The sequence below is a fragment of the Heyndrickxia vini genome (assembly GCF_016772275.1).
GTDB classification, from domain to species: Bacteria; Bacillota; Bacilli; order Bacillales; family Bacillaceae_C; genus Heyndrickxia; species Heyndrickxia vini.
The window spans coordinates 2,136,618-2,148,806 of the sequence record NZ_CP065425.1; the positions used below are offsets into that span (position 1 = coordinate 2,136,618).

At 36.4% G+C, this 12,189-nt stretch carries 12 protein-coding genes; 3 read left to right on the forward strand and 9 right to left on the reverse strand.

Annotation, left to right across the window (positions count from 1 at the left end; genetic code table 11):
* Positions 1 to 36: 36 nt before the first annotated feature.
* The 3 genes from I5776_RS10770 to I5776_RS10780 form a co-directional block, all read right to left on the reverse strand.
* The gene (locus I5776_RS10770; protein WP_202780594.1) at positions 37 to 732 is read right to left on the reverse strand and encodes a copper homeostasis protein CutC; all 696 of its coding nucleotides are present in this window, start codon (positions 730 to 732) and stop codon (positions 37 to 39) included.
* 54 nt (positions 733 to 786) lie between these two features.
* Positions 787 to 1,677 (reverse strand): DMT family transporter, encoded by an 891-nt coding sequence (locus I5776_RS10775; RefSeq protein WP_202780595.1) that lies wholly within the window; start codon positions 1,675 to 1,677, stop codon positions 787 to 789.
* Between the two features lie 333 nt (positions 1,678 to 2,010).
* Complete coding sequence (locus I5776_RS10780) at positions 2,011 to 2,109, reverse strand: putative holin-like toxin (RefSeq protein ID WP_084347531.1); 99 nt, start codon at positions 2,107 to 2,109, stop codon at positions 2,011 to 2,013.
* Positions 2,110 to 2,448: 339 nt separating this feature from the next.
* Between I5776_RS10780 and I5776_RS10785 the strand changes: the two genes are divergently transcribed.
* The 3 genes from I5776_RS10785 (at position 2,449) to I5776_RS10795 (ending at position 4,481) form a co-directional block, all read left to right on the forward strand.
* Entirely contained in the window at positions 2,449 to 3,489 is a 1,041-nt protein-coding gene (locus I5776_RS10785; RefSeq protein ID WP_202780596.1) for an NAD(P)-dependent alcohol dehydrogenase, read from the forward strand.
* 179 nt (positions 3,490 to 3,668) lie between these two features.
* Positions 3,669 to 3,833, forward strand: a complete 165-nt coding sequence (locus I5776_RS10790; RefSeq protein WP_202780597.1) for a hypothetical protein — start codon at positions 3,669 to 3,671, stop codon at positions 3,831 to 3,833.
* Between the two features lie 237 nt (positions 3,834 to 4,070).
* Complete coding sequence (locus I5776_RS10795; RefSeq protein ID WP_202780598.1) at positions 4,071 to 4,481, forward strand: MerR family transcriptional regulator; 411 nt, start codon at positions 4,071 to 4,073, stop codon at positions 4,479 to 4,481.
* 276 nt (positions 4,482 to 4,757) lie between these two features.
* On the opposite strand, the gene I5776_RS10800 is transcribed toward I5776_RS10795, so the two are convergent.
* From I5776_RS10800 to I5776_RS10825, 6 genes are all read right to left on the reverse strand, one after another.
* On the reverse strand, positions 4,758 to 5,924 hold the full coding sequence (locus tag I5776_RS10800) for an MFS transporter (RefSeq protein ID WP_202780599.1): 1,167 nt from the start codon (positions 5,922 to 5,924) through the stop codon (positions 4,758 to 4,760).
* Positions 5,925 to 6,247: 323 nt separating this feature from the next.
* A complete protein-coding gene (locus I5776_RS10805; RefSeq protein WP_202780600.1) occupies positions 6,248 to 6,838 on the reverse strand; it encodes a TetR/AcrR family transcriptional regulator in 591 nt (196 codons plus the stop codon).
* Positions 6,839 to 6,864: 26 nt separating this feature from the next.
* Positions 6,865 to 7,773, reverse strand: a complete 909-nt coding sequence (locus I5776_RS10810) for an SDR family oxidoreductase (protein WP_202780601.1) — start codon at positions 7,771 to 7,773, stop codon at positions 6,865 to 6,867.
* Between the two features lie 244 nt (positions 7,774 to 8,017).
* A complete protein-coding gene (locus I5776_RS10815; protein ID WP_202780602.1) occupies positions 8,018 to 9,289 on the reverse strand; it encodes an MFS transporter in 1,272 nt (423 codons plus the stop codon).
* Between the two features lie 251 nt (positions 9,290 to 9,540).
* The gene (locus I5776_RS10820; RefSeq protein ID WP_202780603.1) at positions 9,541 to 10,014 is read right to left on the reverse strand and encodes a hypothetical protein; all 474 of its coding nucleotides are present in this window, start codon (positions 10,012 to 10,014) and stop codon (positions 9,541 to 9,543) included.
* A 148-nt stretch (positions 10,015 to 10,162) separates the two neighbouring features.
* Positions 10,163 to 12,094 carry an outer membrane protein assembly factor BamB family protein gene (locus tag I5776_RS10825; RefSeq protein ID WP_202780604.1) on the reverse strand — a complete coding sequence of 644 codons (1,932 nt, stop codon included), beginning with the start codon at positions 12,092 to 12,094 and terminating at the stop codon, positions 10,163 to 10,165.
* Positions 12,095 to 12,189: the final 95 nt, after the last annotated feature.

Consider the following 12,189-nt stretch of genomic DNA (forward strand, 5'->3'; position numbering starts at 1 on the left):
AAACCTACTTTTCAAAAAAGTAGGTTCAACGGTCTTTTATTTTCTCTTTGAATGGGTTTTAACAATTTTTATAATGTCATGGATTTTTTCCGAATCGATTCCTTGATAAAAACTATCTTGAAAACGAACTCCTGTGCCAAAATGAATTTCGGAAACATGTACTTCATCCAAAAGTTGAGAAATATTACTTGGTTTCAACCCGGAGCCTGCCAAAATTTCCACTCTATTTGACTTTTCAATTAATTGTTGAAGTTGATTTGTCGCTTCGATTGCTTTAGCTTTGCCGCCTGAAGTTAATATCCGGGATATTTCTTTGTATTGATCAATCATATTCAATGCTTCAAATTGATCATGAACTTCATCAAAAGCACGATGAAAAGTAATATCTAATCCCTTTGATGCGGTTATTAAATAATTTAGAGCATATTCGTCAACATGTTTATCTTCTGTAATTGCTCCAAAAACTACTCCTGCTGCACCAAGTTCTTTACAAATCCTAATATCTTGTGCCATCATTTTCAATTCATCTTCAGTATAACAAAAACTTCGACTATGAGGACGAATCATTACATTAACCGGAATTGTGACGGACTGACAAACACTTTCAATCAATCCGTAACTAGGGGTAAGCCCACCTTCAAGTACTCCTGTAATTAATTCTATTCGATTTGCGCCTGCTTGCTCAGCTATAATGGAATCCTGTTTTGAATCTGTAATTACTTCGATAATCATTTCTTTACCTCCAACTTTTTGTTTTATAAGTGAAATTATGAATTCCTTCATTATTTAATTGCCATATTGCATTATTTTGTTTTTTTTCTTTTGATAAGTGGATAGTAATACACCTCCTACAATAAATATCGACCCTATCAATTCCATAGCTGTAATCGGTTTTGATAATAAAATTAATCCCATGATCATAGCTACAAAAGGTTCTAGGTTAGAAAGAATCGATGCTTTAGAGGCATGTACGTATCTAATATTATGATTCCAAATCAGGGTTGCAAGGCCGTGAACAATTATAGCCGTACCGATTAATAATGACCAATCATTCACATTCGTGCTTAATTGTATTGGGCTTTCAAGTGTAAATGGAAATGGAATTGAAACGAGAAAACCTACGATATTGGAATATAAGGTAATTGTAAGTGGATCAATCCTTTGGGAAAGTACTCTCGTTAATATTATCATAATAGCAAAAGTAACCATCGTTATTACTATCCAGAGTAGCCCCTTGTCGATTTGCAGCAAAGATAAATTCCCTTTAGCGACAACAAAATATATCCCAATAACAGCAAAAATTGAGCCAATTAACATACGAATCGTCAATTTTTCTTTCAAAAATAAAAAGGCTAAAAAACCCGTTAAAATTGGTGTAGTGGCTAATATAAGTGCAGAGGTTGTTGGATCCGCTGTTTGTAAACCGACAAAAAATGACCATTGATTTACAAAGACTCCGACTATACCTAATAATAATAGGATACAAAAATCAGTTTTATTTACACGCTTGAATTGTTTTTTAAATGAGGAAACTCCAATTAGGAATAAGACGATAAATAACAGTCTTATGGATGTTAAGAGGGATGGCGTAAACTCTTGAACTAATATTTTACCAAAAACAAAATTACTACCCCAAATAATGACACAACTAGTTAGCCAAAAATATGATTTAAACAAATTTTTCACCACCCTTACTTCTAATTTCTAACTTTACTATTTTAAACATAAATACAAAGTTAGTAAACCGGAGAAAAGAATACTAGATACATTTGTTCGACAAAGCATCAGAAAGCAAGAATCAAAATGAAAACTCCCCTTTATAAAGAATAAGTCAAACTCGGGCAGAATACATTTGATTCACTAGCGTATTTTGTATATACTGAAGATAACAGAATATAATAAAAAGGAACATTGGTTGCACCCAATGCTCCTTAACACAGTACTGCAAGAAGTGCAGTGGCTTTAGATGAATAACCCACCCCTTAACTCACGGCCTTTGAGCAGGGTGGGTTATTTCCGTTTTATAAGAGAAATAACAACTGCAATCACTGCAACGATTAATGATCCGAAAGTGATCATAAGTGAAATGGCTTCGTATACTGTGATCATCAGCAATCACCCCCCTTCATGAGGAAATGACCACTGCCCACCCCGCAAACTATGTCTATTCCATTATAGCACATACGTTCGTATTATATATCATATTTTGATAAATCCTACAATTTTACTAGGTTCCGTAGATATATATAGGGGGCGCAATTTTTAAATCCAATATCAGATATATAGAAGAATTTCAAAACTTAACAACTTATCTCTTGACTTAGAGTTAACTATAAGGATTATTCTATTTTTGCGAGGATAATTGGGAAAAATAGATCGAAAAGAAGTAAAGTATTTCTATCCCAACATCGATTCTCTTAATAAATCAATCTATTGGAGGCTATACGAATGATAACTGCAAAAGCACGGGCTGTTGATGGTCCAGACAAGTCGTTTCGAATTGCCGAAATTAAAAGACGCGATCTCGATTCGCACGATGTTCTAATTGAAATTAAATATGCAGGTATATGCCATTCCGACATTCATACTGCTCACGGTGAGTGGGGTCCAGTGAACTACCCACTCGTACCTGGGCATGAAATTGCGGGAATTGTTACAGACATAGGAGCAAAAGTTACTAAATATAAGGTAGGTGACCGTGTAGGGGTCGGATGTATGGTCGACTCTTGTGGCGAATGTGAGAACTGCCGGAACGGAGAAGAGCAATACTGTCTTAAAGGAAATATCCCTACCTATGCTGGTGTTGACAAATATGGTGAGCCTACTCAAGGTGGCTATTCTACCCATATTGTCGTTACAGAGAACTTTGTAGTTAGAATTCCTGATAACATCGGACTTGATGATGCAGCACCATTACTTTGCGCTGGGATTACTACATATTCACCGCTAAACCATTGGAACGCTGGTCCGGGCAAAAGAGTAGCGGTTGTTGGTATGGGCGGCCTTGGACATATGGCTGTAAAAATTGCACATGCTATGGGTGCAGAAGTTACCGTCCTTTCGCAGACATTGAATAAAAAGGAAGATGGCCTACAATTCGGAGCTGATAACTACTATGCTACAAGCGACCCAGAAACATTTGAAAAACTTGCTGAATCCTTTGACTTAATCATTAATACGGTAAGTGCAAAGATTGATATTGATGCGTATTTCTCCTTACTCACTCTTGATGGCACAATGGTTAATGTCGGTGCTCCCGGTGAGCCGTTATCACTAAACGTAATGTCTCTCATAGGTCATCGTCGTTCATTTGCAGGTTCAATGATCGGTGGCATCCGTGAAACGCAAGAAATGTTGGATTTCTGTGCAAAACACAATATCGTTCCTCAGATTGAAGTTATTTCAGCTGATCAAATTGATGAAGCATACAAACGCATCTTAGCTTCGGATGTGAAGTATCGATTCGTGATTGATGTCAGCACAATATAAGCTGCAAAAATGATCAGGAATATTCTAGGATGTCCAAAAAGCTTGCTTTTGGACATCCTTTTACATATGGCTTAAAAATGAAATGTAAATTTAAATACAATTCGACCAACCTTTTTTAAATGTTTCATGTTTATAATAGATGGGAATAATGAATAGTTTAGAACCTATGTCTTCCTCGAATGAAGATTGCACACCATAGGCAACAATTTAATCGCCAAAATACGCAAAATATTGGTCCGAATATGGCTGGTGCCGGTGATTCCCTTCATCACAACCAACCTAACAAGAAAAATCAGATTGATACCTACTTGCAAGATACGCCGCAAATTATGTTTTCCTTTTAAAATCGCTTTATACCAACGCCGATTTAAAAAATTATGAATGATAAATAATACAAGTACGACAACTTCTATGACTTCATAGACCATATTTCCTGTAATATAAATATATAGTTCTTTTTATATCGTTTATAGCCATCTGTTTCGGTTCAAAAGTGACTTTGACATTCAGCAACTGTCGTGATAAAATTCACCAAGAATTTAGAGTTAACTCAAAATCTATATTGACTGAGGAGTGTTTGGATGAATACATTTTCTATCGGTGAAGTGGCTCAAAAATTGAATCTTACTACATACACTTTACGCTACTATGACAAAGAAGGACTTATCCCTTTTGTAGAACGGACACCTAGCGGAACACGATTATTTAAAGAATCCGATATCGATGCATTAAAAATAATTGAATGTCTTAAATCCACCGGAATGCCTATTAAGGAAATAAAAAATTTCATCGATTGGTGTGCAGATGGAGACTCCACGTTGCAACAACGATATGACATGTTTCTGGAACGCAAAGCTGCTGTCGAGAAACAGTTGGAGGAATTGAATAAAACTATGGAACTTATAGATCATAAATGTCACTATTATAAGACTGCCTTAGATGCTGGGACTGAAGATATTCATAAAGATGACAAAATAGGTAACTATAATTAACGTTATTTCCAAAAAAGAAATGGACTCCTCTAAGATATAAAAGTCGATTTCTAAGTTAACGAAGAAATCGATTTTGTTAATGACAAAAGCAGTGCGATTTCTATTATGAAATGCACTGCTTTTGTATATAAACATTTTCGTACGTGAGATTCATCCTCCTAAAAACATCATGCAGACTAGAACAATCATAACGGCAAAAAGTTTATTTGAATTTCGCATAAAGTTCTCCTTTGCGTTTACTGTAAAAAGTCAAATTCTAAAGGCATCAAAATTTTTTTAAGAAAGTTGTTTGTCATGATTATGCATGTTGTTTCTTAATAAAATAAATACCAATCCTAAACCCAACGAAATGATTCCCACAAAAACGACGTATTGTGTACCTAATCCCGTAATAAATAATCCACCTGCAGCTGTACCAATTGTTGTTCCTAAGTTAACGGATGATAAAAATAATCCATTAGCGAAATCAGGAGCTTTAGAGGCTGCTGATGTAATCCAATATTGATTAATATTCGTTCCTATTCCAGCCAAAATTCCCCAAACTAAAGTTATGATAGCCATAGGTAAAGTGAATTGTCCTAAGTAAAATAAAATGATGTAAACGACTGCTAATGCTAATGGAAAAGATACGACCGTTTTGATGGCATTTTTAGTAAGTAACTTTCCTGCCAAGATGTTACCAATAATATTTGCGCCCCCGAATATGACTAACATTAAACTAATTGTTTTCCCAGAGATATTCGTAACGCTTTTAAGATATTCAGCAAGATAACTATACACCCCAAATACTGCTGAATTAAGGAGCAGGACAGCAACAATGGAAAGCCAAGTAATCGGTTTTTTTAATACCGATAATTGAGCCCCGTAAGAAAGTTTTTCTTTTACAGGCATAGATGGAAAAAATACGAATGTAGCAATAAATACGATTGCATTTACAAAGGCGAAAAATCCCATCGATAGTTGAAACGAAATGGTACTGGCGAGAAAACTTGCGATTGGTACCCCAAGTACCATACCTGCAGATACACCAATAAAAACCTTTGAAACCGCTTTTGGTGCTTCTTCCTTCTTAACTGAGTTAGCGGCAATTGTAAAAGCTCCCGAAAAATAAATTGGTTGAAAAATAGCGGGAATCACACGTGCAATTAATGCAACGGTATAGTTACTTGTAAATATAGAGACAATGTTACATAGAACGAAAATACCAAGTACAATTAACATAGCCTTCTTACGATTTATCCCCGAAAATAATAACGGCATTGTAGGTCCAGATACTGAAACAGTAAGTGCGAATAGACTTACCATCCACCCTGCCATAGATACACTAATATGAAAGTGATCTGCAATGTAGGGTAATATTCCTACAACCCCCATTTCGGTATTTATGATGCCAAAAGCACCTACAATTAAAATAAATATTAGTAAATGATTTCGTTTAGACAAAGAAGCAACTCCTAACTTTAATTGACAACTTGTTCATTTGCTCACAAAAAAATGACTAACTCCTTACTAATTATTTTAGAGTGTTTTTTATATATAGCCAATACTTATATCATATATCACAATATGCCTGAAAGGTATTTTTGTAATTCTTACAAAATGATAAAAGAGATCTTTTCAATACCAATGTTTCTCAATTACGGTGAACAATTATTTGTTGATGATGTTAGAAATTCGAATGGTAAAACCGCTTGAAATCAAGCGGTTTAGTATTTTTAGCTATGGAGCCTCCGATTACTAATCAATGGATATATGTTAAAGAAATATTATCGAATAATCTTCATTAAAAGTTCAACCGATTGTGAGTTATCCATTGACGAAGACGGAATATCTTGAAGCATTAATCCAGTAATAACAGAAAAAAAGAGGTATAAGATTTGATATGGATCTCCTTCACAAAATTGACCCATTTGTTGTCCTTTTACGAAGATAGGAACTAATTCATTAATTGTATTTTTGGCGGAATAATGTTTTAGAAGGTCTTTTGCTTTATCTGGAACATTCGGTGATGTGTTTGCTTGTTGGAGAATGAGAAAATAATTTTTATGATTTTCTTCTAGGATTTTGCTAGTTAACATCCTCATTTGATCAATTGGAGTACCTTCAAATGAATGCATATTTTTAAATGTGGTATACGCCTCTTCCGTTGCATCCTGAACAAGTTCACTAAAAAGGACGTTCTTTGATTGAAAATAGCGATAAGTTAAGCCTTGGCTAATACCGGCTTCAGCAGCTATCATACTCATTTTTGTTCCATTTAGTCCACGAAGTGCAAATACTTTCAATGCGGCGTTTTTTATTTGGGTTCTTCTTTCTTCATGAGTAGAATCTACTTTTTGACCTTCTACAAGTGTCAATTTATTCACTCTCCAATTAAATTAATCTAACTAATAAGTTTTTGAGAATGTTGGACTTGATTCTCGCTTATTTCCCATAATTTCTTGGCAGATTCAATATTTTGAGCCTGAACAGAAGGCGTTGCCACTTCCATATCAGCATAATAGAGGCCACTATGATCGGTTACTTCATCTGAATCGGCGAGCCACACTAATGTTTCTGCACCTTTTTCGGGTGTCCGTGAAAACATCTTCATCACAGCCATCGTACTGCGAGCCAACCATCCGTTATTTTGATTAAAATTGGTAGCTACTAATCCCGGATCGAAGCAATAGGAAGAGACATTGCTCCCCTTAAGTTTTTTAGCTAATTCTAATGTAAATAAAATATTTGCAAGCTTTGTCTCTCCATAACGCAAAGTTGGTCCACCGAAAAACTTTTTTGGAGATTGATAAAGTTTCTTTGCACTTATATCTGCAAAGACAATACCTGTTTTGGCCATTTTATGACCGTGTGAAGCAGTAGTAATAATACGTGCATGTTCATTTTCTTTCATTCTTTCGATTAATAAAGATGTGAGTAAAAAAGGGGCTAAATAGTTTACTGCCCACGTCATTTCAATTCCATCCTCTGTAAGCTGTCTTTTTTCAAATAATGCCCCGGCATTGTTAATCAAGATATCTATTTTAGGGCATTTAGCTAATATTTCCGCTGCTGCTTTTCTTATCGATTGTTGTGAGGACATATCTGCAAGAAATACATCAACGTTATTACCAAATGATTGTTTTAATTCTTCAAGTACTTTATTTGCTTTATTTAGATTACGGGCGACAATTCCTATATTTGCACCACGTGAAGCTAACTCCTTAACAGCTGCCAAACCAATACCACTTGTAGCCCCGGTAATTAAAACATATTTATCTTTTACAGACCAAGTTGAATTATCCAATATCATTTGCCCCTTCCTAAATGAGCCTTTGAATGAACGGTTCATTTACTTTTTATTTTACTTTGAAAATACCGAAGGGTTTACATATACTTTTCATCTTTTTCTTCTCTTTTTTAACAATAGTAGAGGAAATCCGCGAAAAGGTGACACAAGATTAATATGTGTTTTGATCAATAGTGCGAATGAAATATTACGTAAATTAAAAAAGGAACATTGAGCAAATCAAATGTTCCTTTTTACTTTCCCATTATTAAGCTGTTACCTCTTTTGCTCTCTCTTCCTTTCGTTGTTGTTCCTTGATCATCATCCCGCCAACTAGCCCAATAAGTGAAAAAACAACAGGAATAATAAAGCCATAATGGTATCCTATCGGACCCGAGTGAAAATGATCTAACACCTTTCCAAAAATACTCGGTAATAGAACAGCACTTAAAAATCCTCCGGTGTTTGCAAAACCCGAAACGACACCAACTTCCTTGATAGGAAATGATTGCCGTACAACTGCAAAGGTTAATGCACTTGCGCCATTTCCATAACCAATAATTAAAAATAATATGATTACCAAGAAGTATGGCGGCTTCCCTCCACACACGAAAAAGGTTATCCAACCACATATAGTAAAAATATGAACAACTACATATGGCCGCTTAATCATATTCAACCGATTCGTAATCCAGCCTGTTAAAGGCGCCCCGATAATGGCACCGATTAACCCAATCATAATTAATTGGCTTGCGCCTGAACGTGTCATGCCATACATATTCATCCCAAATGGAACTGCCCAGGATCCAATAAAGCCTACGTATGTACCTACAACACCAAAATGGCATAAAAAAGTTGCCCAAGCTTGGCGACTAGAAAACAGTCGTCGAAGTATAACAATCGTTTTATCTCTTTTCTTAGTAGAAGGATTGTTTGATCGATTCACATTTATCGGAGAAATATTCATTTGATTCGGTTTCTTTATTAGGACTATATAAAGAAGAATCCCAAAAACACATAATAAACACCCAATGATAAGGAACGGAGCTCTCCAGCCGATGAGATCAATAGAAGCGGAAAATGGAACGGTTGCCATTAAGAATCCTAAGCTCCCACTCATCCCTGCAAATCCTAGTAATTGTACGAATTCATTTGCTTTAAACCATTGACTTAAAATTAGGACTAGGTTGACCCATATCGCAGCATCGCCTATTCCAACTAGCAATCTTGCAAATAGCAAAAATCCTTCATTCGGTGCAATGCTGTACACTAATGTACCTACCCCATTAAGAAGTGTCCCGAAAATAAGAAAATAATTAGGACCAAAACGGTCAGACAAAATTCCAATTGGAATTTGCAGACTTGAATAAGCCAAAAATTGAATACTTGTTAATAACCCTATCACTGCAGCGGAAACGTGAAATTCCTTCATTAATTGCTCTGAAATTAAACCAGGAGCTGTACGTTGACTCACTATAAGAAAATAGGAGAACAATACTACACCAAATACGACCCATCTATAACTGCTCTGTTTCTTCAATGACCTCTTCCCCTATTTACATTTTTTTATCATTATACTCCTATTTTTAAAGGAAAGAAGAAGAAATTTTGATGTAGGCGTTTTCATTTTATTTCTCTGGTAATCCATTTGGATACAGGTCATTATTGTAGTGATAGTAAGAAACTGGATCATGATCATTACATACGTAAAACAGCCCTTCCTAGTCAAGAAGGACTGTTTTACAGAAAAATCCAGCATTAAGGGCTTGTACAAAACCCATGTTAGTTATTTTAGTATTCAGCGTTGTTCAAAATAAAATCAATCGCCCATTCACCCTTTTGGTTAAAAATCGCACCCGTTTTAAATGTCATATGTGGATTTTCAGGTCTATATTGATGAAGTTGAGCTTCAATCGTCCCTTTATATTCGTTTTTACCTACTTTTTTAAACGTATCGGAAGTTTCACGAACTAACGTATGTGCGATCCAAATATGCGGGCTTTCCATAAGGCTCTTGGCATTGGGATTTACTTGAATATTCGAATTTGAATGGATCGTATAATCCAGCCTAATGTTTTGACCGTGGTTTACGATGGAATAACCATTGATTGTCAGCTTGATTCCGTTCACTTCCGCTGAACCTAACCCCTGATTTGTCATAGATTCGGCACTAATCAAGGTAGGGAAGGCAAAGCCAATGAGCAAGCAAATTAATAAAGCGACACCACCAGTGAGTCGCATGGTTTTTTTCGATAGGTTCCTCATTTTACCACCATCCTTATTTATCATTTATTGATTTCACATTTTAGATTGTTTCACAAATGGAACGATTTAAGCCCGAATGAAGAGATCGGGCTTAGATTGCTCCCGGAAATGGATCTCTTTAGAGAAGAAATTCATTTTCTCCAAAATATTATTTCTTTTTGGATAACCATTCTGCTAGTGCTTCTGCGTCTGCACCTTTAGCTAGACCGGCCGGCATGCGATCGCCGCCATTTAAAATTTGGTTCAATATTTCTTCTTTGGACATTGTTTTACCTACGTGTTGAAGGTTTGGAGCCGTGTTGCCTTGAAGATTATCTCCATGACAGGAAATACAACTTTTTTTGTATACTTCTTCTGGTTTGACAGTTACGTCAGCTTCACCTTGTAGTTTGGCATTCTTATTAGGGGTCGCAATTTTTTCCTTACCGCCAAGTCCGTAAACCACAACCCTCGTTCCGCCGGTAATCACGGCAACATATTGTTTTCCGTCAACCATATAAATAGAAGGCGCCATTTTAATTGCTTTTCCGCCACTTTTCATGCTCCATAATACTTTACCTTTTTTAATATCGAGAGCATTCACCGCTCCGTCCATTTCCCCGTAAAAAGCAAGACCGGAAGCAGTGCTTGTGAATCCTCCATACATTGGATCGTCGGTATTAACTTGATACACTTTTTTCCCTGTATTAACGTCAATAGCTGTAATGTTACCGGAAGGAACAACATCTTTTGGTAAAGGAAGTATCTTCGTACCAGGGAAGGTATTGTTATCTTTCGCAATCTCTTTCCGATCTTTTGCTGATAACATTAAATTCGGACTATTAATACCTGGAATAAGTACATAGTTGGTTTCGGGATCATAAGTCTCCGGAGCATAACTCTCTCCCCCCGGCGTACCTGGCCATTGTAGTTCAACTTTATTCGGATCACTGGATGGTTTCGAATGTTTAATTTTTACAAACGGTACACCATCATAAATGGTTTTTCCCGTTTTGGCATCCCATGCATACCATTTTCCATTCTTTCCCCCTTCAACCACAATCTTTTGTTTTTTCCCACCGACCTTGGCATTGAGTACCATCGGTGTCGCGGCCGCATCGTAATCCCATACGTCATGATCAACTTCGGAAGATGCCCACTTAAACTTTCCCGTTTTACTGTCTAAAGCGACAATTGAGTCCGTATATGGATTTTTCCCTTTTCTGTCTTCATCGTAAAAGTCAGGGGCTGGGTTTCCTACTGCAAAATACATCATATCGGTATCTGGATCGAACGACATTGGTGTCCATACGGATCCTCCACCTGTGTATTTCCCCTTCACCCAGTCCTTTCCTCTTTCAGGAACGGTCCAAAACGGTTCTTTCCATAGCGGTTCCAAGGTATCAGCTTTAAATGCCCAAACAAAACCTCTTGTACCATTATCACCACCACTGCTTCCAACATAAATGTTGCCATCATAATACATTGGAGCAGAAGATTCATAGTATCTGTTTTCTAACTTGATGGAAGGTTCATGATCCCAAAAGTTAACCATTTTTATTAGTTTTCCGGTTTTCGCATCAAGTTTGGCAAGTCGATTGTCTATCATCAAAACATATACATTTCCATTAGCTACAGCAACCCCTCTACTTGCCACATTGGATTGCCATGGCAAACTATTAATATGGTCCAGTACTTTTTTAGGAGGTGTCCATGCCCATAATTTCTTTCCGCTCTTGGCATCGATTGCAAACACATGATTTTTTGCACTAGTCACATACATGACCCCGTTTTGAACGACAGGGAAATCCTCTTGTAAATTAGGAACATCCTTATTCCACTCCAAGATTTCCTGCTGCCAAACAATCCCCATCTTTTTTACATTATTTTTTGTAATCTCTTTATAGGGCACATGTCGAGTATGTTGAAGATCATAACCCCAATTTGGGAATCCGGTACCCTTTACCTGATTCGCTTGGTTATTGTCGGATGATTTCTTGGTCCCGTTATTCGTATCGTTCTGGTTATTATTCGATTGACAGCCGACAAGGACCATACCGGCCAATAAAACCGAACCTGTTGCTTTTAAATAACGCTTCACGAAAATACCTCCTCATGCTGTGAATTTTTAAAATAAAGTGAATCACTGATAATGAAATCCTTCAGTTTGTTTCCTCCTCGTGTAGGCAATCTTAT